The 22,919-nt window shown below is 67.3% G+C and carries 19 protein-coding genes; 8 read left to right on the forward strand and 11 right to left on the reverse strand.

Annotated elements, in window-relative coordinates:
* Nucleotides 1-58: 58 nt before the first annotated feature.
* A complete protein-coding gene (locus G4D77_RS14480; protein WP_074920877.1) occupies nucleotides 59-565 on the reverse strand; it encodes a glutathione peroxidase in 507 nt (168 codons plus the stop codon).
* 233 nt (nucleotides 566-798) lie between these two features.
* Here G4D77_RS14480 and G4D77_RS14485 point away from each other — a divergent pair, with 233 nt between their 5' ends.
* Nucleotides 799-1,368 carry a ferritin-like domain-containing protein gene (locus G4D77_RS14485; protein WP_213757973.1) on the forward strand — a complete coding sequence of 190 codons (570 nt, stop codon included), beginning with the start codon at nucleotides 799-801 and terminating at the stop codon, nucleotides 1,366-1,368.
* A 163-nt stretch (nucleotides 1,369-1,531) separates the two neighbouring features.
* Entirely contained in the window at nucleotides 1,532-4,069 is a 2,538-nt protein-coding gene (locus G4D77_RS14490; RefSeq protein ID WP_154836128.1) for a penicillin-binding protein 1A, read from the forward strand.
* 654 nt (nucleotides 4,070-4,723) lie between these two features.
* On the opposite strand, the gene G4D77_RS14495 is transcribed toward G4D77_RS14490, so the two are convergent.
* Both G4D77_RS14495 and G4D77_RS14500 read right to left on the reverse strand, forming a co-directional pair.
* Complete coding sequence (locus G4D77_RS14495) at nucleotides 4,724-5,503, reverse strand: tyrosine-protein phosphatase (protein WP_154836130.1); 780 nt, start codon at nucleotides 5,501-5,503, stop codon at nucleotides 4,724-4,726.
* A 218-nt stretch (nucleotides 5,504-5,721) separates the two neighbouring features.
* Nucleotides 5,722-8,637, reverse strand: a complete 2,916-nt coding sequence (locus G4D77_RS14500; RefSeq protein ID WP_154836132.1) for a DNA topoisomerase III — start codon at nucleotides 8,635-8,637, stop codon at nucleotides 5,722-5,724.
* Between the two features lie 128 nt (nucleotides 8,638-8,765).
* Here G4D77_RS14500 and G4D77_RS14505 point away from each other — a divergent pair, with 128 nt between their 5' ends.
* The 3 genes from G4D77_RS14505 to G4D77_RS14515 are packed head-to-tail and all read left to right on the forward strand — an operon-like array spanning nucleotide 8,766 to nucleotide 11,012.
* Nucleotides 8,766-9,416, forward strand: coding sequence for an SET domain-containing protein (locus G4D77_RS14505; protein WP_026062805.1), 651 nt, complete (start codon nucleotides 8,766-8,768; stop codon nucleotides 9,414-9,416).
* Nucleotides 9,413-10,243 carry a biotin--[acetyl-CoA-carboxylase] ligase gene (locus G4D77_RS14510; protein ID WP_154836134.1) on the forward strand — a complete coding sequence of 277 codons (831 nt, stop codon included), beginning with the start codon at nucleotides 9,413-9,415 and terminating at the stop codon, nucleotides 10,241-10,243. The genes G4D77_RS14505 and G4D77_RS14510 overlap by 4 nt, the downstream gene beginning before the upstream one ends.
* 34 nt (nucleotides 10,244-10,277) lie before the next feature.
* The gene (locus G4D77_RS14515) at nucleotides 10,278-11,012 is read left to right on the forward strand and encodes a hypothetical protein (protein WP_034368854.1); all 735 of its coding nucleotides are present in this window, start codon (nucleotides 10,278-10,280) and stop codon (nucleotides 11,010-11,012) included.
* Nucleotides 11,013-11,086: 74 nt separating this feature from the next.
* Here the strand turns inward: G4D77_RS14515 and G4D77_RS14520 are convergent, their stop codons facing one another.
* Complete coding sequence (locus G4D77_RS14520) at nucleotides 11,087-12,019, reverse strand: N-formylglutamate amidohydrolase (protein WP_154836136.1); 933 nt, start codon at nucleotides 12,017-12,019, stop codon at nucleotides 11,087-11,089.
* A gap of 174 nt (nucleotides 12,020-12,193) precedes the next feature.
* Nucleotides 12,194-13,162 (reverse strand): Bug family tripartite tricarboxylate transporter substrate binding protein, encoded by a 969-nt coding sequence (locus tag G4D77_RS14525; protein WP_026062916.1) that lies wholly within the window; start codon nucleotides 13,160-13,162, stop codon nucleotides 12,194-12,196.
* 109 nt (nucleotides 13,163-13,271) lie between these two features.
* Here G4D77_RS14525 and G4D77_RS14530 point away from each other — a divergent pair, with 109 nt between their 5' ends.
* Complete coding sequence (locus G4D77_RS14530) at nucleotides 13,272-14,252, forward strand: LysR substrate-binding domain-containing protein (protein ID WP_016454232.1); 981 nt, start codon at nucleotides 13,272-13,274, stop codon at nucleotides 14,250-14,252.
* Here G4D77_RS14530 and G4D77_RS14535 read toward each other — a convergent pair.
* The 3 genes from G4D77_RS14535 to G4D77_RS14545 form a co-directional block, all read right to left on the reverse strand.
* Nucleotides 14,236-15,735, reverse strand: coding sequence for a sensor histidine kinase (locus G4D77_RS14535; RefSeq protein ID WP_154836138.1), 1,500 nt, complete (start codon nucleotides 15,733-15,735; stop codon nucleotides 14,236-14,238). The two genes, G4D77_RS14530 and G4D77_RS14535, sit on opposite strands and share 17 nt — an antisense overlap.
* Nucleotides 15,736-15,830: 95 nt before the next feature.
* Nucleotides 15,831-16,505, reverse strand: coding sequence for a response regulator (locus tag G4D77_RS14540; RefSeq protein WP_012202808.1), 675 nt, complete (start codon nucleotides 16,503-16,505; stop codon nucleotides 15,831-15,833).
* A gap of 100 nt (nucleotides 16,506-16,605) precedes the next feature.
* Nucleotides 16,606-17,106, reverse strand: coding sequence for a MarR family winged helix-turn-helix transcriptional regulator (locus G4D77_RS14545; RefSeq protein ID WP_017407164.1), 501 nt, complete (start codon nucleotides 17,104-17,106; stop codon nucleotides 16,606-16,608).
* Between the two features lie 147 nt (nucleotides 17,107-17,253).
* On the opposite strand from G4D77_RS14545, the gene recA reads away from it, so the two are divergent.
* Nucleotides 17,254-18,357, forward strand: a complete 1,104-nt coding sequence (recA, locus tag G4D77_RS14550; protein WP_154836140.1) for a recombinase RecA — start codon at nucleotides 17,254-17,256, stop codon at nucleotides 18,355-18,357.
* A 202-nt stretch (nucleotides 18,358-18,559) separates the two neighbouring features.
* On the forward strand, nucleotides 18,560-19,039 hold the full coding sequence (recX, locus tag G4D77_RS14555; protein ID WP_016449399.1) for a recombination regulator RecX: 480 nt from the start codon (nucleotides 18,560-18,562) through the stop codon (nucleotides 19,037-19,039).
* Here recX and yddG read toward each other — a convergent pair.
* Genes yddG through argC form a run of 3 tightly spaced genes read right to left on the reverse strand, consistent with a single transcriptional unit; the run spans nucleotide 19,036 to nucleotide 22,791 of the window.
* Nucleotides 19,036-19,956: an aromatic amino acid DMT transporter YddG gene (gene yddG / locus G4D77_RS14560; RefSeq protein ID WP_074920882.1), complete on the reverse strand. Its 921-nt coding sequence runs from the start codon at nucleotides 19,954-19,956 to the stop codon at nucleotides 19,036-19,038. The genes recX and yddG overlap by 4 nt on opposite strands.
* 22 nt (nucleotides 19,957-19,978) lie before the next feature.
* Entirely contained in the window at nucleotides 19,979-21,862 is a 1,884-nt protein-coding gene (locus tag G4D77_RS14565; RefSeq protein WP_016449397.1) for a hypothetical protein, read from the reverse strand.
* Nucleotides 21,859-22,791 (reverse strand): N-acetyl-gamma-glutamyl-phosphate reductase, encoded by a 933-nt coding sequence (gene argC / locus G4D77_RS14570; RefSeq protein WP_047326385.1) that lies wholly within the window; start codon nucleotides 22,789-22,791, stop codon nucleotides 21,859-21,861. Before argC ends, G4D77_RS14565 begins: the two co-directional genes overlap by 4 nt.
* Between the last annotated feature and the right edge of the window lie 128 nt (nucleotides 22,792-22,919).

Raw genomic sequence — 22,919 nt, forward strand, 5'->3', positions numbered from 1 at the left:
CCTGCGTGAAACCCCGATGGACAGGCGCGATCAGCGCGCATCAACGCGCATCAACGCATCAAAGCGCCAGCGCGGCCTCGATGTCCGTGGACAGCTTGGCCGGCGCATCCTGCGGCGCATAGCGGCGGATGACCTGGCCGTCGCGGCCGACGAGGAATTTGGTGAAGTTCCACTTGATGGCCTTGGTGCCCAGCACGCCCGGCGCCTCGGCCGTGAGCCAGCGGTACAGCGGGTGGGCATTGGCGCCGTTGACGTCGATCTTGCCCATGAGCGGGAAGCGCACGCCAAAGTTCAGGTCGCAGAAATTGGCGATTTCCGATTCGCTGCCCTTTTCCTGGGAACCGAACTGGTTGCACGGAAAGCCCAGCACCACCAGGCCGCGCTCGCCGTACTGCTCATGCAGCGCCTGCAGTCCCGCGTACTGCGGCGTGAAGCCGCAGGCGCTGGCGGTGTTGACGATGAGCAGCACCTTGCCACGGTAGTCCGACAGGGGAACGGCCTGGCCCGTGATAGAGGTGGCCTCGAAGTCGTAGGCCGAGCGGGGCGCGGCGGCGGTGTCATTCATGCGGGTGCTCCTGAAGTGGAGCATCCATGGTAGCGCCGGGACACCCGGGGGCGCGCTGGCCGGGCATGGGGATGCGGACTTGTCTCACAGACAGCAGGCGGCCAAAAACTTACCTTGGAAGGCAACAGGCGGGCACAGCGGCCCGCCTGGTCCCGTTTCGCTGGCAGGTGTTTACAAGCCGCATAGGCGCATGCCTGCCGTAGTTTCCGTCCCACGATGAAGAGACCACCTGTATGAACGCCAACAGCACCCCCACGAAGCAAGCCAAATCCAACCCCGGCAACGGCCACCTGGCGCTGGACCCCAAGGCCCTGGAGGCTGCCAAGCGCAGCCTGGACGATGGCGCCGTGACCCCGCATTTCGGGCCCTGGCGCGAGGACATCATCAAGCTGCTCAATGACTCGCTGGCCACCGAGCTGGTGTGCGTGATGCGCTACAAGCGCCATCACTTCACCGCCGTGGGTCTGGCCTCGCCGGCCATCGCCGACGAGTTCCTGGTCCATGCCAACGAGGAAATGGCCCACGCCGACAAGCTGGCCCAGCGCATCGTGCAGTTGGGCGGCGAGCCCGACTTCAACCCCCAGACGCTGACCCAGCGCAGCCATGCCGACTACAACGGCGAGACGGACCTGAATGCCATGATCCGCACCAACCTGATCGCCGAGCGCGTGGCCATCGAGGCCTACAGCCAGATGATCGACCTGATCGGCGACAAGGACCCCACCACGCGCCGGCTGATCGAATCCATCCTGGAGCAGGAGCAGGAGCATGCGGACGAGCTGTCCGACTGGCTGGAGAAATAAGCACTTCCCGCCAGTACACGCCAGCCCGACAATACCGGGGCTTGGCCCATAGGCAAGGCACCCCGCGCGAGCGGGGTGCCGTTTTTTTGGGCATTCTCTAGCCTTCGCGGAATGGTCCCGCCCTATCGGCCCTGATGTCCTGTCATCAGGGCCGTCTTGCAATATGCGCTTTTCTTTCAATGACTTGAAGCTGCCCGACGCTGTGCTCGCAGCCTGGCAAAGGCTGCTGGCCAGCCGCATCGGCCAGCGCGTGGCGGCCCTGCCCTGGTGGCACCGCTGGCCCACCCGGCGCGAATGGCTGCTGTTCGCCGCTGCGCTGCCGCTGCTGTTCGCGCTGTATGTGCTGGCCCTGATCCCGTTCACGCCCGGCATCCGCGACATACGCAAGGCCAAGCTGGAGCAGCCAGCCCAGATCATGAGCGCGGATGGCAAGCAGCTCGCGCAGTTCAAGCGCAGCAACCGGCAGTGGGTGAAGCTCGACGAGATGTCGCCCTCGGTGATCAAGGCGCTGATCGCCACCGAGGACCACCGCTTCTACGAGCACCACGGCATGGACTGGCGCCGCACGCTGGGCTCGGTGGTGCACACGCTGCGCGGCGATCCGCAGGGCGGCTCCACCCTCACCCAGCAGCTCGCACGCAACCTGTACCCGACCGAAATCGGCCGCGCGCCCACGCTCAACCGCAAGCTCAAGGAGGCGATCACGGCCTTCAAGATCGAGGCGCTCTACACCAAGGACGAGATCCTCGAGACCTATCTGAACACCGTGCCCTTCCTCTACAACGCCTTCGGCATAGAGATGGCGGCGCGCACCTATTTCGACAAACCGGCCGCGCGGCTGACGGTGCTGGAAAGCGCCACGCTGGTGGGCATGCTCAAGGGCACGAGCTACTACAACCCCGTGCTCAACCCCGACCGCGCGCTGTACCGCCGCAACACGGTGCTGTCGCAAATGGTCAAGCGCGGCGTGCTGCAGGAGGCCGAGTTCGCCCAGCTCAAGAAGCGTCCCATGCGCATCAACTTCGAGCGCCAGGAAGAGCCCCTGGGCATGGCGCCGCACTTCGCGCAGCATCTGCGCAAGTGGCTGATCGACTGGGCCGACCGCAACGACTACAACATCTACACCGATGGCCTGGTGGTGTACACCACCATCGACTCGCGCCTGCAGAACTGGGCCAACCAGGCCGTGGCGCGCCAGACGCGCACGCTGCAGGGCGTGGCCAATGGCGCCTGGAGCCAGCGCGACGGCTGGAATGCCGCCAACCCGCTGGTGCAGCAACTCGTGCGAGAGACCCCCGCCTGGCGTGCCGCGCGCAAACGCGCGGACAGCCAAGGCAAGGACAAGGCAACGGACAAGGCAACGGACAAGGACAGCGAGGAAGATACCCTCAAGGCCCTGCTGGCCGACAAGGCCTTCATGAAGCAGCTGCGCGAGGACAAGACCCGCGTGCAGGCAGGCTTCGTGGCGCTGAACCCGGCCACCTCCGAAGTGCTGGCATGGGTAGGCAGCCGCGACTTCACGCAGGACGCCTACGACCACGTGCAGCAGGCACGGCGCCAGCCCGGCTCCACCTTCAAGCCCTTTGTCTATGGCGCCGCGCTGCAGCAGGGCGCCACCCCCGACGACAAGCGCGTGGACAGCCCCGTGGAAATCCAGCTGGCCGGCGGCGAAGTCTGGCGCCCCACCGACGCCACGCCCCCCACGGGCCGCGAGATGACGCTGCGCGACGCCCTGGCCTACTCCAAGAACACCATCACCGCCGAAGTCATGCAGTCCGTGGGCCCCGCCCGCGTGGCACGCCTGGCCCGCGCCCTGGGCGTGCGCCAGAGCCCGCTGGACGAGGTTCCCGCCCTGGCCCTGGGCAGCAGCCCGGTGTCACTGCTGGAGATGGTCAACGCCTATGCCAGCCTGGCACACGGTGGCCGCTGGCTGCCACCCATGATGGTCACGCGCATCGAGGACGCCGACGGCAAGGTCATCGCCGAATTCAGCCCGCCCAAGCCCGAGCGCGCGCTGGACGAAGACCACGCCTACGCCCTGGTGGACATGCTGCGCGCCGTGGTGGACAAAGGCACGGCCGTGGCCGTGCGCCAGCGCTACGGCATCCACGCCGACGTGGCCGGCAAGACCGGCACCACCCAGGGCAATGCCGATGGCTGGTTCATCCTCATGCACCCGGAAATCGTCACCGGCGCCTGGGCCGGCTTCAACGACGCGCGCATCACCCTGCGCAGCGACCGCTGGGGCCAGGGCTCGCGCAGCGCCCTGCCCATGGTGGGAGACTTCATGTCCCGCGCCCTGCGCAGCCCCGTCATCGACGCCAAGGCCCGCTTCGAGCCACCCGAACAAAGCCACTGGTGGTCCGACATGGTCGGCCGCCTGCGCGAACGCATGCAGGGCTGGTGGCCCGACCAGCAGCCGCCCGCACAGCCCGGCCAACCCGCCACCCCGGAGCCGGCTCCGGCCCCTGAACCCGCACCCGAGCCCACGGAGCCACCCGGCCCGGGCCTGTCGCCCGGCGAGGAAATCATAGAAAGCACCCCCGCCCTGCCCGCCCCCAGCATCCCCCTCACCCAGGGCACGCTGGGCCCCACGGACCAGCGCGCAGTGCAGGAAGCCACCCCCACCACACCCGCCCTGCCCGGCGGCGAAGACGCCCCCGCAGGCACCGGCGTGGTGATCACGCCGATCCAGCCCTGACCCGGTTGGCTGTTGGCTGTTGGCTGTTGGCTGTTGGCTGTTGGCTGTTGGCTGTTGGCTGTCGCCAGCCTCCCCCTTCTGCCCACGCCTGCGTTGGGCGGGATGCGGGGCGGCAAGCCTGCCGAAGGACAGGCTTGCTTCGTTGTCTAGCTCGCCGTGATGTTTGAGTGAAGCGCGCAGCGCGCAACGAGTTTCACGGCGCACCCCGCATCCCGCACAACGCAGGTCGCCCGCAGCGAAGCGAAGGGTCGTGGGCAGTGGGGCGCGCTTCTTTGCCTACTTTCTTATCGCGCGATAAGAAAGTAGGTCGGCCGCCGGGCCGAAACCCGGCCTCGAAAAACAACCACTCGGCAGGGACAAATCCGGCGAAAGAATCAAAGCACAAACCAAGTCACCGCGAAGTCCGCGTATGACTCACATTGGCATCCACAGTCCCAAACACCGTCACCCCACTGGCACTGGACGCCTGGCTCCCCGCAACATCCCCAGGCACCCCGCCCGCACAACCAGCCAGCCCCACACTCAGGGCCACCAGCACCATCGCGGCCAGCTCACGCATGCCGTATTTCATCGCAATCTCCTTGAACTCCGGCGCAACCGACCGGCACAGCCCATGTTAGCCGCGCCACCCTGCCGCCCCGTGAGCGAAGGTAATCACCCTTCGAGGTAAAGCGCGGCCAGCCGCTCGCGTGCCGCACTGTCGATGCCCAGCGCATCCCGCAGATACCCTTCCATCCCCCCGAAGTCGGCCCGCACCATGTCGGTGGCGGCCGCAAGGTAGGAGGCCTGCACGCGCCACAGCACATCCATCACTTCGGCTGGCATGGGGGCGAAGGTGGTGGCGGGCCGCTGGTAGAGCTGGTTGGTCAGCAGGTAGTCCTGCATCACGGTGTCCTCGTCCACGCCCAGCGCGGTGAGCAGCAAGGCGGCAGCCCAGCCCGTGCGGTCCTTGCCGGCCGTGCAGTGGAAGACCAGCGGATCCTGGCTGTCCAGCAGCAGCTGGAACAACTGTGCAAAGCGCGGTGCGTAGGCGTGCACGAAGCTGCGGTAGGTGTCCTGCATCAGCTCCTCGGCATGGGCGGCCGTGAGGTCGTTGCCTGCGGCGATCAGGGCACTGGCGCGCTGCACCACGGTGGGCTCGACGATGAGCGCATGGCGGGCAATGCCCGGCCATTCGTAGGCCAGGTGGGCGCTTTCCATCTTGCCCCGGAAGTCCGCGCTGCGCGCGAGCTTCAGGCCCTGCAGCACGTCCAGGTCCGCTGCGCTGAGGCCGGCCAGGTGGTCGGCACGGAACAGCGTGCGCCAGCGCACGCGCCGGCCATCCAGGCCCGCGTAGCCACCGAGGTCTCGGAAGTTGGAGGCGCCGTCCAGGCGGATGGAGCGCGAGGGCGCCGGGGAGGAAACAGCGGCGGCAGCCGCTGCCGGGGTGAGCATTTCGGTATCCATGCCCGCTAGATTAGCCCAAGCATGTGTTGCCCCCATGTCAGGCCGGCGACCCGCTGGTGTAGAGTTCAAACACTGCCCTCAAAACTGGCGCGCCCCAAAGCCAGGGACACCGAAGAAGGGCCTAAGCCGGCCGCGCCGCCCCGCACCGAGGGTGTCGTCCCCCTCCCTCGCGGAGCGAGTAGAGAGGGGGAAGGCGCGTAAGCGCCTCAGGGGGTGAGATGTTTCCCCACGATGCCGGCCAGCTCGAACATGTTCACGCTGTCCTTGCCGAAGACGGGCCGCAGCTTGTCATCGGCGCGGATGACGCGCTTGTCCTTGGGGTCCTGCAGGTTCTGGGCCTTGACGTATTCCCACAGCTTCTTGACCACTTCGGTACGCGCCACCGTGCCTTCGCCGATGACGGCGGCCAGGGCCGCGCTGGGCTGCAGCGTGCCGGCCGCCGGCTTGCGCGCGGTCTTGGTGGCCGTCTTAGCCGTGGTCTTGGCCGCGGCCTTCTTGGCAGGCGCCTTCTTGGCCGGCGCGCTCTTGGCGGCCGCCGTCTTGCGCGGCGGGTATTTGCTGTCGCGCTGCTCGAACTCGAAGTTGACCTTGCCGGCCGCGCCATCCCAGACCAGGAAGGCCTTGAAGCTGCGGCGCGTGCGGTTGGAGACGAACTTGTCCAGCAGGTCGGTCTTGCCGGTCTGCAGCAGCTTTTGCATCTGCTCGCGCTCTATGGGCTGCTGCAGGATGATCTGGCCGCTCTTGAAGTCGCAGCTGGGCGTGGCCTGGGCCAGCGTGGGCACGGCCTTGGCGCAGACGTAGTTGCTGCCGTGCTCGAAGACGGGCGCGCCGCACTTGGGGCAGGGGCCCAGCGATTGCTGGCTGGCAAAGTCCACCAGCTCGCCCGTGTCTTCGGAGGCGGCGTCGTCGCCAAAGTCGAACTCGAGCTTGTAGTTGCCGCCTTCCTCATCGCGCACGATGGTGACTTCGGCCACGAAGGGCCAGCCTGCCTTGGAGCGAAAGCCGTCCAGCGGGCCCAGGCGGCGGTCGCGCAGCAGTTGCTCGGCCTCGGCCGTCTCGAAGGTGCGGCCTGCAGGCGACTTGGTGAACGAGAAGCCGCAGCCCGCGCCCTGGCCGTCGCTGCCCGTGCAGCCGTAGCGGCGGTAGTTCTCCTTGACCACGCCGCCGCAGTTGGGGCAAGGCGTGGACAGGGTGGCGTAGTCGCCGGGCACGGTGTCTCGGTCGTATTCCTTGGCCTTCTTGACCAGCTTTTCCGTCATGGCCTGGATCTGCTGCATGAAGGCATCGCGCGAGAGCTGGCCCTTTTCCATCTGCGCCAGCTTGTACTCCCATTCGCCGGTGAGGTCGGCGCGCGAGAGTTCTTCCACGCCCAGGCCGCGCAGCAGGGTCATGAGCTGGAAGGCCTTGGCCGTGGGAATCAGCTCGCGGCCTTCGCGCAGCATGTACTTTTCGGTCAGCAGGCCTTCGATGATGGCCGCGCGCGTGGCAGGCGTGCCCAGGCCCTTTTCCTGCATGGCCTCGCGCAGCTCGTCGTCCTCCACCTGCTTGCCCGCGCTTTCCATGGCGCCCAGCAGCGTGGCTTCGGAGTAGCGCGCGGGCGGCTTGGTCTTGAGGCCCTTGGGATCGACCTGGCCGGCGCGCGGCTGCTCGCCGGGCTGCACCGCGACCAGGGGCTGGCCCTTGTCGCCGTCCTTGCCGCCTTCGACCTCGTTGGCGGCCTCCTTGCCGTAGATGGCCAGCCAACCGGGCTTGACCAGGATCTTGCCTTCGGTCTTGAAGCTGTGCTGCTCGACCTTGCTGATGCGCGTGGTCACCTGGTGCTCGGCACTCGGGAAGAACACGGCCATGAAGCGGCGCACGACGAGGTCATAGAGCTTTTGCTCGGCCTCGGACAGGCCGCTGGGCGCCTGCGTGGTCGGGATGATGGCAAAGTGATCCGACACCTTGCTGTTGTCGAAGATGCGCTTGGTCGGGCGCACATAGTTCTCGTCCAGCGCCTGCTGGGCAAAGGGCGCCAGGTGGCGCATGCCGCTGCCGGCCAGCATGGCGAAGGTCTGGTGCGCCACGGGCACGTAGTCCTCGGGCAGGGCGCGCGAGTCGGTACGCGGGTAGGTCAGGGCCTTGTGGCGCTCGTACAGGCTTTGCGCCAGCGCCAGCGTGGTCTTGGCCGAGAAGCCGAACTTGCCGTTGGCCTCGCGCTGCAGGCTGGTCAGGTCGAACAGCAGCGGGCTGGCCTGGGACGTGGGCTTGGACTCCTCGGTGACCTGGGCCGGCTTGCCGCGCACGGCGTCGGCGATGGCCTGGGCGTCGCGCTGGTTCCAGATGCGGTCGGCGCGGGCTTCCGCATCCTCGCTCTTCTTCCATTGGGGATCGAACCACTTGCCCAGGTACTGGCCGGCCTGCGCGTCGAAGGCGGCATGCACTTCCCAGTAGTCGCGGCTGACGAACTTGCGGATCTTTTCCTCGCGCTCCACCACCAGGGACAGCGTGGGCGTCTGCACGCGGCCCACGGTGGTCAGGAAGAAGCCGCCGTCGCGCGAATTGAAGGCCGTCATGGCGCGCGTGCCGTTGATGCCCACCAGCCAGTCGGCCTCGGAGCGGCTGCGCGCCGCGCTGGCAAGGCCCTGCATCTGGCTGTCGCTGCGCAGGTTCTGGAAGCCGTCGCGGATGGCCTGCGGCGTCATGGACTGCAGCCACAGGCGCTTGACCGGCTTGCCCAGACCCTTGCCGTCCGGCTTGGCACCTGCAGCGTACTGCTCGATCAGGCGGAAGATCAGCTCACCCTCGCGGCCCGCGTCGCAGGCGTTGATGAGTTCGGTGACGTCCTTGCGCTTGGCCAGCTTGACCACGGCATTGAGCCGGCTCTTGGTCTTGTCCACGGGCTTGAGGTCGAAATACGGCGGGATCACCGGCAGGTTGGCAAAACTCCATTTGCCGCGCTTGACGTCGAATTCCTCGGGCGCCTGGATTTCCACCAGGTGGCCCACGGCGCTGGTCACGACGTAGTGTTCGCTCTCGAAGTATTCATCGTGCTTGTCGAATTTGCCCGCCACCGGAGTCAACGCGCGGACGATGTCCTGCGCGACCGAAGGCTTCTCAGCAATCACCAGGGTCTTTGTCATTGTGTGTACTCGTCATTCCCCGCAGGAGCTGCATGTCGCATGCCTGCGCTTCTACAATCCATGGCTCACGCGTGTACGTACGTGTACGCGCACGCGCATGTGTGCCTATTCAAGTTATCAGAGAAAACATGCCCCGCACAGCTTTGGCCCCTTCCGGCGGCCGCCGTATCCAGACCCGCCGCTCGGGTGTCCATGGCAAGGGCGTCTTCGCCGTGCAGGATCTTGCCGAAGGCGAGGTCCTTGTCGAGTACGTAGGGGAAATCGTCAGCTGGCAGGAAGCCCAGGACAGGCACCCGCACGACCCCAGCCAGCCCAACCATACCTTCTACTTCCACATCGACGAAGACCGCGTGATCGATGCCAACTACGGCGGCAATTCCTCGCGCTGGATCAACCACAGCTGCGCGCCCAACTGCTACACCGACGAGCGCGATGGCCGCATCTTCATCGTCGCACTGCGCAACATCGCCGCCGGCGAGGAGCTGAGCTACGACTACGGCCTGATCATCGACGAACCCTACACCAGGAAGCTGAAGGCCGAGTATCCCTGCTGGTGCGGTGCGGCCACCTGCCGCGGCACGCTGCTGGCGCCCAAGCGCGGCTGGCGCCCGCCCATGCCCGGCGATGCGTTGCCGGCCGGCGCAAAGCCGAAATCGGAAAAGTCTGAAAAGGCAAAGCGGCCCCAAAAACAGCAGGCCCAAGCGCCAAAGCCTTTGGGCAAACCCACCCAAAAGCCGAAGAAGAAATCCGGCACATCCTCGACAAAGGCGGGCGCATGATGGCTTCGTCCCCCATCCACTGGCCTGCGGAGTCGCTGTGGCAGGCCATCGAGCCGCAACTGCCGGGCTTTTCCGTGGAGATCGTGCCCAGCATCGGCTCGACCAATACCGAGCTGATGGCACGCGCCCGCGATGGCCGCAACGAACCCGTGCTGCTGGTGACCGAAGTGCAGACCGCCGGCCGGGGCCGGCTGGGCCGCCAGTGGACCAGCGGCGTGGGCGATTCGCTGACCTTCTCGCTGGGCATGCCGCTGGCGCCTGCCGACTGGTCCGGCCTGTCGCTGGCCGTGGGCCTGAGCGTGGCGCAAAGCCTGCAGCCGCAATTGCCCGCCCCGGGCTCGCAGCGCCCGTGCATCGGCCTCAAATGGCCCAACGACCTGTGGATCGACGGCGACCGCAAGCTCGGCGGCATCCTGATCGAGACCGCCAGCTTTGTCGGCAGCGCCGCGCATGAGCCCGGCACGCCGCGCTACGTGGTCGTGGGCATCGGCCTGAATGTGCGCCCCCGCCCCGGCGACGGCATGCGCACGCCGCCGGCCAGCCTGCTGGAACTGGACGAGCGCCTGGACGCGCCCACCGCCCTGGCCTGCGTGCTGCCGGGACTGGTGTCCGACATCCAGGCCTTTGCCGCCCAGGGCTTTGCGCCGCTGGTGGACCGCTTTGCACAGCGCGACCTGCTGCGCGGGCGCGCCGTCAATCTCAGCGACGGCGAAAGCGGCATGGCCGAAGGCGTGGGCCGCGATGGCGCGCTGCTGGTGCGCACGGCGCGCGGCCTGCAGGCCATCACCAGCTCGGAAATCAGCGTGCGGCCGGCTGCTGTAGGCTAGAGCGATTGATGCACTAGGCCCGCCGAGAAACGACATGCTGCGAATTGCCTTTCTGCTGCTGGTGCTGGCCAATGCCGGCTACTACCTCTGGAGCCACGGCCAGCTCCAGGCCCTGGGCCTGGCCCCCCCGTCCACGACCGAGCCCGAACGCCTGGCCCAGCAGGTGCGCCCCGAGGCGCTGAGCCTGCTGAGCGTGGACAACGCATCCACCACGCCCTCGCCGGCCGCCGCCGCCCCGTCCACGCCAGCGCCGGCCGCCACCCCGGCAGGCGGCGAGGAGCCCGCCCCTGCACCCAGGCCCGCCCAGGCCGCAGGCCAGCCCACCAGCTGCCTGGTGGCCACGGGCATCGAAGACCGCCATGCCGAGGCGCTGCGCCGCGGCCTCATCGCCCAGGTCGCCAGCGACCAATGGGACCTGAGCAGCACGCACCAGCCGGGCCGCTGGATGGTTTACATGGGCAAGTTCCCCGACGCCGAATTCCTGGAACGCAAGCGCGCCGAACTGCGCGCCCGCAAGATCGATTTCGACCGTGCGGGCGGCGCGCTGGAGCCGGGCCTGTCGCTGGGCCGCTTTTCCACCGAGGAAGCGGCCACGCGCGAGCTGACCAACTTCGCGCGCCAGGGCGTGCGCACGGCCCGCGTGGTGCAGGAGCGCCCCGACATCACGCTCTACACCCTGCGCCTGCCCCAGGCCACGGCCGCACTGCGCAGCCAGGTCGAGGCCATGGGCGGCAAGGCCTTCGAGGGCAAGCCGTTCAAACCCTGCTGAACCCGTTGGGCACGCCATGCGAAAAGGCCCGCGATCACAGGATCGCGGGCCTTTTTCATTTCAGCCGCCGCGGGTCAGAGCGCGCGCGGGTCGGTGGCCATGAGCTGCTCGACCAATACCTTCAGATCGGTGGTCAGGCGCAGGTAGCCGGCCTGGTCCAGTTCCAGGGTCTGCTCGTTCATGTAGAGCTTGCGGTTGATCTCGATCTGGATGCTGTGGCGGTGCTCGGCAGGCTTGCCGTAGCGGCGCACCAGCTCCACGCCCTTGTAGGGATGGTTGTAGTCCACGCTGTAGCCGCGCTCGCGCAGGAAGGCGCAGATGCGCTCGGACAGCGCGGGGCTGGCCGTGCTGCCGTCGCGGTCGCCGATGACGAAGTCGGCATGCACCAGGCCCGGGTGCAGCGTGGCATGGCTGGCGGCGACGGAAGGCATGGAATGGCAGTTGATGTGGATGCTGTAGCCATGGCGCGCATGGGCGGCGTCAATGGCGCGCTCCACGGCGGCGTGGTAGGGCTTCCAGCAGCGCTCGATGCGCTGCAGCAGCTCGGAGGCCGGCAACTGGCGGTCGTAGATGGGCACGCCCTCGTCGGTGAACTTCCAGATCAGGCCCTTGCCCAGGCGAACCTTCTGCAGCACGACCTGGTCGGTGGTGACGGGCAGCGGCCAGTCGCCTTCGATCATGGTGGTGTCGATCTCGGTGGTGTCGCGGTTGGCATCCAGGTAGATGCGCGGGAAATGCGCCTCCACCCAGCCCACGCCCATGCCTGGCGCAAAGGCATAGATCTTCTCCACATGCGTGTCCTCGGCCTGGCGCAGCGTGGCCAGCGGCAGGCAGGAGCCGAAGTCCTGCGGGTAGACCGTGCCGCTGTGCGGCGAGTCCAGCACCACGGCGCTGGTGCCGGCCACGCTGGTCACAATGGGCTGCGCGGCATCGGCCGCGCCGGAGCCTGCCGCGCCGGGCAGGGATTGCAGGAAGTTCTGACTGATCAGTCGCAGGACGGGATGCATGAGGAAGTGGTCTATCTCGGTTACGCATTGCACCGCTGCGCTGCGGCCAGCCCGCCATGAAACTGGCGCGTCCCAGGCCAGGGACGCCGAGCAAGGGCCGCCCCGCAGCGAGGGCGTCGTCCCCCTCCCGCGAAGCGAGAGAGGGGAAGGCGCGAAGCGCCTCAGGGGGAGCCTTTAATCCAGCTGGATCTGGGCCGTGGCGGCAATCTTCTTCATCTTGGCCACTTCGCTGGCGATCTGCTTGGTGAAAGCATCGCTGCTGGTGCCGGAGATGTACAGGCCCTGGGCAGCCATGCGCTTTTGCACGGCCGGGTCCTTGAGCGCGGCCGCGATGGCCTTTTGCACGCGGGCGATCTGCTCGGGCGGCGTGCTCTTGGGGGCCACGAGGCCGAACCAGGAAGGATCGTTCAGGTCGGCGTGGCCGGCTTCGGCATAGGTCTGCACATCGGGCAGCACGTCCAGGCGCTCATGCCAGGACACGGCCAGGGCCTTGACCTTGCCGCCCTTGATGTGGGGCAGCGAGGACGCGACCTGGTCGAAATACACGGGCACCTGGCCGCCGAGCACGTCGTTGATGGCCGGGCCTGCACCACGGTAGGGAATGTGCTGCATCTCGGTGCCCGTGCTCTTCATGAACTGGGCGCCCCACATGTGGCCGATGGTGCCGTTGCCGGGCGTGGCGAAGCTGACCTTGCCGGGGTTGGCCTTCAGGTACTTCACGAACTCGGCAAAGTTGTTGGCAGGCACCAGCTTGGGGTTGATCACGATCACGCCGGGCGCCTTGACGATCTCGGTCACGCCGACAAAGTCGTTGATGGCGTCGTAGGGCAGCTTCTTGAACACGGCGGGGTTCACGCCATGGGTGGACAGCGTGGCAATCCCGAAGGTCACGCCGTCGGTGGCACGTGCCACTTCGGCCATGCCGATGGAGCCGCCGGCGCCGGCCTTGTTCTCGATCACCACCGCCTGGCCGCCCAGCAGCTTGGGCAGCACGTCCTGCATGTTGCGCGGGACCATGTCGGTGGAGCCACCGGCAGGGAACGGAACGACGATGCGCAGGGGACGGGTGGTTTCCTGGGCGAAGGACATTCCAGGAACGACAGAAGAAGCGGCGATGGAAGCAAGGAAATGGCGTCGTTGCATAGGATCTTTCTTACAAACAAGGTCAGATTAAAAGAAATCTGCTCACAAAAAAAGCAAATACTGTGCCTGTTAATATTCCGAACAGGAATAGTTTCATCATATCCCTGTCATGAGTTTGCGCCGCCTCAACCCGCCCATACATCTGCTGCGCGCCTTCTCCACCGTGGTGCGCTTCGGAGGTGTCTCGCGCGCGGCCGAAGCCTTGCACTTGACGCAAAGCGCAGTCAGCAAGCAGATCCAGGAGCTGGAGAAGTGGGTGGGCGTGCCGCTGTTCGAACGCGAGCGCAAGCGCTTGAGCCTGACGCCTGCGGGCGAACGCTACGAGCGCGCCGTGCGCGCCCTGCTGGGCCAGCTGGAGGCGGCCACCCTCGAACTCATCACCAGCGATGACAGCCGAGGCGCGCTGCACCTGTCATCGCTGCCGACTTTCGCGGCCAAGTGGCTGATCCCCAGGCTGCCCCAGTTTCAGCAGCGCTATCCACAGATCACGCTGCACTTTGTACCCTACGTACACAGCTACCAATTTGACAGTCCGGGTCTGGACTGCGCGATTTTGTTCGGGGACGGGCATTGGAGCGGCGCGCACGCCCACTATCTGGTGGGCCGCCAGGTGGCGCTGATCGCACCGCCACATGGCACGGGCCCCGAGGCGCGCATCACCACGCCCCAGGACGTGGCGCGCTGCACGCGGCTGCGCCACGTGACCATTGCCGACGCCTGGGCGCGCTGGAGCGAGGCCCACGGCATCCACGGCATCAGCCCGCTGGCGGGCCCGCAGTTCGACCAGTTCCAGACCATCATTCGCGCCGTGATGGCGGGCATGGGCATCGCACTGGTGCCACGCTGCCTGGTGCTCGACGAGCTTGCCGCCGGCCTGGTGAACGAGCCCCTGCCCCAGCACGGCTACCAGAGCGCCCTGGGCTACTGGCTGTGTTATCCGGCCGACCGTGCCAACCATGGCACGCTGGGCATCTTCCGCAACTGGTTGGTGGACCATGCGGCGCAGACACCGGGACGGGTGGCGATGGCCCCTGTAGCCCCCGATGCCCCTGCGGCAGCCGGTCAGGCGCCACCTATGCCGCAGGCTTAGGCGGCGGCGGCGAGCGCAGTGCCGTGAAGCGCACGCTGAAGCGTGCGCCCGGTGGCTGCTGGCCCGGATGCGCATCCTCCAGCACCACCTGCCCGCCATGCTGGCGCGCAATCTCCAGCACGATGGGCAGGCCCAGGCCCGAGCCATCGGCCTCCGAGCCCAGCACGCGGTAGAACGGCTGGAACACCAGCTCGCGCTCGGCCTCGGGCACGCCCGGCCCCGAATCCTCCACCTGCAGCAGCAGGACCTGACCAAAAGGATCGGCCAGCACACGCACGGTGACCATGCCCGGCCGGCTGCTGGTGGAAGGCGTGTAGTTGATGGCGTTGTCCACGAGGTTGCGCACCAGCTCGGTCAGCAGCGTGGCATTGCCCTGCAGCCAGACGCCGGCAGCCGAGGACTCGGCGCCGTCATAGCCCAGGTCCACATGCTTGTCCATGGCGCGCGGCAGGCAGTCGCGCACCACGTCGGTGACGATGCGCACCAGGCTGCACGGCTGCATGGCCAGGCCCCGCCCCAGGCCCGCGCTCTCGGCACGCGCCAGCGCCAGCAACTGGTTGACGGTGTGCGTGGCACGGATGCTGGAGCGCGCGATCTGGGCCAGGGACTGCCGCAGCTCGCCCGTACTCACGCCTTCGCGCTGGGCCAGTTCGGCCTGCATGCGCAGCCCGGCCAGCGGCGTCTTGAGCTGGTGGGCCGCGTCGGCCAGGAAGCGCTTTTGCGTGGCCAGCGAGTCGCCCAGGCGGCCCAGCAGGTCATTGACCGAATCCACCAGCGGCACGACTTCCAGCGGCACGTCCTTGTGGTTGATGGGCGAAAGGTCCTCGGGCCGGCGCGCGCGGATGCGCTCCTCCAGCCGGTGCAGCGGCTTGATGCCGCGCGCCAGCGCCAGCCACACCAGCAGCGCGGCCAGCGGCAGGATGACGAACTGCGGCAGCATCACGCCCTTGATGATTTCCGTGGCCAGCACGCTGCGCTTTTCGCGCGTCTCGGCCACCTGAACCAGGGCCTGCGGTTCGCCCGGCAGGGGCATGCGCACCCAGACATGGGCCACGCGCAGATCGATGCCGCGAAATTCCGCATCGCGCAGCTGCACGGTGCCGCCGGACGGCAAGCCTGGAGGCGCCGCGCCAGTCAGAGCCTCGTCGGGCTCGGGCGGCGGCGGCAGGTCGCGCTCGCCGGCTAGGTATTCGCCCTTCACGCCCAGCACCTGGAAATACACGGTGTCCGACTCGTCGGCACGCAGGATCTCGCTGGCCGACTGCGGCAGGTTGAACAGCACCTTGCCGTGCTGCACCATCACCAGCTGGGCCAGCGCCTGGGCGTTGTATTCCAGCGCGCGGTCGAAGGGTTTGTTGGCCAGGCCCTGGGCCACCAGCCAGGTCAGCGCCAGGCTCACGGGCCACAGCAGCAGCAGCGGCGTGAGCATCCAGTCAAGGATCTCGCCGAACAGGGAGCGCTGTTCACGCTGGAAGATTTTCATCGGCGGGCAGCCCCTTACGACGGGTTCACGGCCCCGCGGCAACCACCACTATGCGCAGGCAAGCCAACCCGGGCCTGACAGCCACGGCAGCGGCCTCAGGACGCGATCTTCTCAAGGCAGTAGCCCAGGCCGCGCACGGTGGCGATGCGGATGGGGCCGCGCTCTATCTTCTTGCGCAGCCGGTGGATGTAGACCTCGATGGCGTTGTTGCTGACTTCGTCGCCCCACTCGCACAGGCGCTCGACCAACTGGTCCTTGCTGACCAGCCGGCCGGCCCGCTGCAGCAGCACTTCCAGCAGGCCCAGCTCGCGCGCCGACAGCTCGACCATCTTGCCGTCGATGGTGGCCACGCGGCCGGCCTGGTCGTAGACCAGCGGGCCGTGCTTGATGGTGCTGCTGGCGCCGCCCATACCGCGCCGCGTGAGGGCGCGCACGCGCGCCTCCAGCTCGGACAGCGCAAACGGCTTGGCCATGTAGTCGTCGGCACCGTAGTCCAGCCCCTGCACGCGCTCTTCCACGCTGTCGGCCGCCGTGAGGATGAGCACCGGCAGCGCATCGCCGCGGCCGCGCAGCTTCTTGAGCACTTCGAGCCCGTGCATCTTGGGCAGGCCCAGGTCCAGGATGAGCAGGTCGAATTCGCTGCTGGTCATCAGCGCGGTGTCGGCCTCGCTGCCATTGGCCACATGGCTGACCACGGCGCCCGAGCCGCGCAGGCTGCGCAGCAGGCCATCGGCCAGGACCTGGTCGTCTTCGGCAATCAGAATGCGCATGGGGGATGTCTCCTGTAATGCAGGCGCGCTCTGGGAGTTGGAAATGCGCGCCTTTAATTCCCAGGATTCTAGGATGCGCCCCGCAGCGCGGGCAGGGACCTTACCCGAGTGAGCCGCCGCCCGCGTAGGCCTCCAGCCCCAGCGCCACCACAGTGGCGATGTCGTCGCCGACTTCCTCGCGGAATTCGGCCTCGGCCTGGGAGACGGCGTCATGGAAAGCCTGCAGCCAGGCCAGGCCCGCTGGCGTGAAGCGGATGCGGCGCGCGCGCGCATCGCGCTCGTCGCTCTCGCGCGTGACCAGGCCCCAGGCCTCGCACTGGGTCACCAGGTCGCCCATGGACTGCTTGGTCATGCCTGCGCGCTCTGCCAGGTCCGTCAGCCGGTCGCCAGCCAGCGACAGATGCCGCGTGATGTGGATATGGGCCGCCCCCACCTTGTCGCGCGCAGCGAGGTTGGACAGTGCCAGCGGCACCTCCACATCGCGCGCCATGAGCTGCAGCACACGCGCGTCGAACCGCCGCATGGCATGGCCGAGCAGGCGGCCCAGGTGGGTCTGGCGCCAGGCGTCGGCGGGCGGCGTGACGGGGGAAAGCTCACTCATGGATGCATTGTGGAGGCAAATCCAACAAGTCAGGAAAACTGACTAAAAACACCAACAAATCAAGACAGCAAGCCCATAAACTACTGTTCAAGCATCCAGCTTGAATGCAAATACAGAGCTGAATCCATACCCAACCCAGGAGTCCGCATGAACACCGCCGTCACCACCGCCAACAGTGAAAAAGCCAAGGCCCTGCAGGCCGCACTCGCCCAGATCGAAAAGCAGTTCGGCAAGGGCACGATCATGCGCCTGGGTGAAGGCGAAGCCATCCAGGACATCCAGGTCGTCTCCACCGGCTCGCTGGGCCTGGACATCGCCCTGGGTGTGGGCGGCCTGCCCCGTGGCCGCGTGATCGAGATCTACGGCCCTGAATCCTCGGGCAAGACCACGCTGACGCTGCAGGTCATCGCCGAAATGCAAAAGCAGGGTGGCACCTGCGCCTTCATCGACGCAGAACACGCGCTGGACACCAGCTATGCCCAGAAGCTGGGCGTGAACCTCAACGAAGTGCTGATCAGCCAGCCCGACACCGGCGAGCAGGCCCTGGAAATCGTGGACAGCCTGGTGCGCTCGGGCGCCGTGGACATGATCGTCGTGGACTCGGTGGCCGCACTGACCCCCCGCGCCGAAATCGAAGGCGAGATGGGCGACCAGCTGCCCGGCCTGCAGGCCCGCCTGATGAGCCAGGCGCTGCGCAAGCTGACCTCCACCATCAAGAAGACCAATTGCATGGTCATCTTCATCAACCAGATCCGCATGAAGATCGGCGTGATGTTCGGCAGCCCCGAAACCACCACGGGCGGCAATGCGCTGAAGTTCTACGCCTCGGTCCGCCTGGACATCCGCCGCACCGGCACCATCAAGAAGGGCGACGAAGCCATCGGCAACGAAACCAAGGTCAAGGTCGTCAAGAACAAGGTCTCGCCCCCGTTCAAGACCGCCGAGTTCGACATCCTCTTCGGCGAAGGCATCTCGCGCGAAGGTGAAATCCTGGACATGGGCGTCAACGCCAAGATCCTCGACAAGTCGGGGGCCTGGTACGCCTACAACGGCGAAAAGATCGGCCAGGGTCGCGACAACGCCCGCGAATTCCTGCGCGAGAACAGCGACCTGGCCGTGGAGATCGAGAACAAGGTGCGCGACAGCCTGGGCATTGCCCTGCTGCCCACGGCCGGCGGCGATGCGCCCGAAGCCAAGGCCGCCAAGGGCGCCAAGGCCAAGGCCGACAAGGACGGCGTGATCGAAGCCTGAGCGCCCAGACCCCTCACAGCAGGCGCCGCGGCGCCTGCGCACACTGTGTTTGCCATCTTGGCGCAGGCTCACGTCTGCGCCTTTTTTATCGCCGGGACGCCCCAAGGCAAAAAAGCGGCCCCCTTGGGGGGCAGCGGACCTTGCGCAGCAAGGGGAGCGTGGGGGCCTTTTTTATTCGGGATGATTCAGGAGACATTGCCGCATGGGATTCGCCAAGCTGTCGCTCAAGGGCCGGGCGCTCAAGCTGCTGGGCCAGCGCGAACATTCACGGCTGGAGCTGGAACGCAAGCTCGCCCCCCATGTGGAGGAAGGCGAGGACCTGGGCGCCATGCTCGACGCGCTGGAGCAGCGCGGCTTCATCAGCGCCGAGCGCGTGGCCGAGTCCGTGCTGCATCGCAAGGCCGCGCGCTTTGGCACATCGCGCGTGGTGCAGGAGCTGCGCAGCAAGGGGCTGGACGATGGCCTGGTGCGCGCCGCCGCAGAACAATTGCGCGCCACCGAACTGCAGCGCGCCCATGCCGTATGGCGCCAGCGCTTCGGCACACCGCCGGCCACCCCGCAGGAACGCCTCAAGCAGATGCGCTTTCTGGCCGCGCGCGGCTTTGGCGGAGAAATAGCGAGCAAGGTGCTGCGCGGGCGCAGCGAAGACTGGGATGACGGAGCTGCAGACGAAGGCAACTAATCCACGCGCCGGGTTGCGCCCCAGCACACCAGCGACCCCACGGTCACCAGCGCCACGCCCTGCCAGAAGCCCCAGCCCGGCTGCACCTGCAGCCAGGCACTGGCCAGCAAGGCAGAGAACACGGGAGTGAAGTACGAGGCCGCCGCCATCACGGCCAGATGCCCGTGCTGTATGCCGTGCTCCCAGCAGCTGTAGCCCATGGCCGTGAGCCCGCCCACGGCCAGCAGCTGCAGCACCACGGTGCCTGACCAGTGCATGCCGCCTTCGCCACCCAGCCACAACCACTTGATCCACAGCGCCAGCGCAGTCCAGATCAGGAACAACCCCACGGCATTGTGCCCCCCACCCCAGCGCCGAGCAGCCAGCGAATAGCAGGGCCACAGCAGGGCCGCGCCAAAGGCGAGTCCATAGGCCAGCGGATTGGCCAGCATGTGGTCTGCCATGTCATGCATCTGCAGGGACTCGCCGCCCAGCACGCGCGTCAGCCCCCACAGGCACAGCAGCACGCCGGGCCACAGCCACCAGCGCGCATGCTGCTGGCGCAGCAGCACCGCCAAGACGATGGTCAGGCTGGGCCACAGGTAGTTGATCAGCCCCAGCTCCAGTGCCTGAGCGCGGTCCTGCGCCAGACCGATCGCCAGCGACAGACAGATTTCATAGACCGCAAACAGCAGCCCGCAGCCCCAGAAATAGGCCGGGTGCATGGTTCGCCATTGCGAAGGCCTGGGCAGGCCGCGCACGGCGGCCACGCAGATGGCGCTGACCGTATAGAGCATGGCAGCGCCGCCCACGGCGCCCAGCGGCTCGGCCACCGAGCGCATCAGGCCCACGGTGCAGCTCCAGCACACCACGGCCAGCAGGCCGATGGCGGTGGCCCGGCCTGCGGCTGCAGGGGAACTGCTGTGCGCTGAAGACATGGAAAAGGCTGCGCGCGGCAGGTCAGTGCGGCTGCAGCACCTGGCGCAGCGAGCGGTAAAGCGCGTCCGAGCCGTGCGCGCGGTTATCCGCATCGAAGGAGAACTCGTTGCTGGACTGCGTGCCGGTCGCGTCCTCGGGCCGCGCCTCCATGAAGAAGGACAGGAAGCGCGCGCCCTGGCGGCGGTGCATGGTCAGCACTTTCTCCAGCCGCTGCGGCGACAGTGCCACCAGCGGATGGAACTCCGTCACGCCATAGGCCGTGTGGCCATAGCGGCGCAGCATCTGGCCGACCAGCGGCCCATAGGTGTCTTCGCCATACAGGCTGACACCCAGGGACAGCCCCGGCATACGTTGCAGGCTGCGCTCCACGGCGTAGCGGCTGGCGTCCCAGCTCGGATTCGCATGGGGGTTGAGCTGGTGGGCAAAGCGAGGCACCCGGCCCAGGCAGCCGTGCCCGATGTGCTCGGAAAAGCCCTGGATGTAATCGGCCACCTGCTGCTCGCGAAAATCGTTCCAGTCCGTCACCAGCGGGTTGTAGAACAGCGCCAGCCGGTCCTGCGGGCTGTCCACCCAGAACTCCACACCATCGGGCAGCTTGCCGAAGTCAGGCAAGGCCTCGGCGGCATGGGGCCTGGGCTCGCCCTGGTGGCGGTCCATCACGGCGATCTGGCGCGTGGCCAGCAGGCCCAGGCTGCGCCCGCCGGCCTGCAGCACCACGTCGATGCGGTGCAGGCCCTCGCCCAGCGCCGGATAGCGGATGTCGGCACGCCAGCCCACATCGGGCGTGAGGAAATCAGGCTTGGCCTGGGCCACATCCTGGCGGTGCATGTGCACGGGGGCGTGCGAGTAAGGGCGCCCGTCCACGAAGACGGCCACGGCCAGTTGCTTTTGCAGCTTCGCGTCGGGCGAGTGGACCCAGCCGGACACCGGGACCGTGCCAGCCGCATAGCTGTCGATGTGCTGGAAGAAGTTCTGCAGCGGCTCGCTGCGGATGTTGCGCGACGGAGGCTCCACCGCATCGAAGCTGGCGAACTCCGACTTCAGATGGGCATTGAGCCGCGCAATGTCGCCATAGCGCTGGCGCAGGAATGCATGGAAGCCCGCCACGGATGCAGGGCTGTAGTCGGTGACCGCATAGCCTTCGGCCGCGAACCCCATGCCGGCCTCGAAACCCGGGAACAGCTGGTGCGTCTCGCCCAGCACGGTGAGCGCACGCAGCGGATGCATGGCGGCATCGCCCGCAGCGCACATGCGCTCGGCCAGGGCATCGACCACCAGCTTGCGCACGCGCGTGATTTCATTGTCCTGCCGCGCAACCGACCACGGGAAGATGCGCGCGCCCAGATAGGTGTCCAGCGGCAGCGGTCCCTTGGGCGTCCAGGCCAGATTGGCGGGATCGGCGGCCAGGCGCTCCTCGGCCTGGGAGTGGACCTCGAAATGCGTGGCGAACAGGTAGAGCACCACGGGCCGCTGCGCCTGCGCCACCGTGCGCACCACACGGTCCAGCGCCTCGCCCCGGACTTCCCAGGCCCGGCCGTTCCACTGCACATAGCGCAGCAGAGGCACGCTGAGCGTATAGCCCAGCTCCAGCCCCTCGCCCTGCGGCCGGCCCAAGCGCTGCAGCGTGGCTTTCACCATTTCCGCGGCCGAGCCCTGAGGGCCCAGGCAACTGGCAGGCACCTGCTGGAATTCCTTGGGAAAATCCTCGCGCAGCCCGTCCTGCACCAGGCAGGCTTCCATATTGCCCAGCAGCGGACTCAGCAGCAGGCGCGATGAGGAAGGCAATGCCGGCCGCAGCTTCCAGGCGAACACAACGATCAGCAGACACAGCACGGCCAGGGCCAGGACATGGCCCCAGACCGGACCGCGCCGGCCCGGCAAGGACGGGGGCGCGGGGGGCCTCACAGGCCCAGCATGATCTGCAGGTTCTGCACGGCGGCGCCGCTGGCGCCCTTGCCCAGGTTGTCCAGACGGGCGATCAGCACGGCCTGGCGGTACTGCTCATTGGCGAATACACGCAACTCCAGCTTGTTCGTGTCGGTCAGCGTATCGGCAGCCAGCTTCATGTCTTCGGTGGGCGGCAGCACCGACACCCATTGCTCGGGCGTGTTGGTCGCCGCGTAGTGGGCGGCCAGCGCATCGTGCAGATCGGCGGCCTTGGGCGCGCCCGGCAGCAGGTCCAGATGCAGGGGCAGTTGCACCAGCATCCCCTGGCGGAAATTGCCCACGGCAGGAATGAAGACCGGGCGGCGCGTCATGCCCGTGTAGTGCAGGATTTCGGGAATGTGCTTGTGCGACAGGCCCAGCGCATAGGCCTCGTAAGGCGCGGCCGTGCCGGCCTCGTAGGCTTCGATCATGCTGCGGCCGCCGCCCGAGTAGCCGGACACCGAGGGCAGGCTCAGCGGGTAGTCGGCTGGAATGAGGCCTGCCGCCACCAGCGGGTGCAGCAGTGCGATGGCGCCCGTGGCATAGCAGCCGGGGTTGGCCACGCGCGTGGCAGCCTTGACGGCGTCCAGCTGGCCCTTGCGCAGCTCGGGAAAGCCGTAGACCCAGCCCGGCGCCACGCGGTGGGCGGTGGAGGCATCGATGATCTTGATGGCGCGGCTGGTCTCGGCCTCGATGGCGTCGACCATGGCCACGGTTTCGCGCGCAGCGTCGTCATGCAGGCACAGGATGACCAGGTCCACGCCGGCGATCAGCGCACGCTTGGCAGCAGGATCCTTTCGCAGCTCGGGCGCAATGCTGACCAGCTCCACGCCGGACAGATCGACCAGACGCTCACGGATCTGCAGCCCTGTCGTGCCTGCTTCGCCATCGATAAAGACTTTTGCCATCGCTGTATTTCTCCTGCTGCGCGGCCCTCCTGGAGCCGCTGCGGCACCATTGCCGCGTTCCAGCTGCGGATTCTCACCGAAACCGGGTCCCCCTGCGCCCGTTGTCGCAAAACGGTTGGCAGCGGCGA

The organism is Delftia sp. WY8 (assembly GCF_018437695.1).
Lineage (GTDB): Bacteria > Pseudomonadota > Gammaproteobacteria > Burkholderiales > Burkholderiaceae_C > Comamonas > Comamonas tsuruhatensis.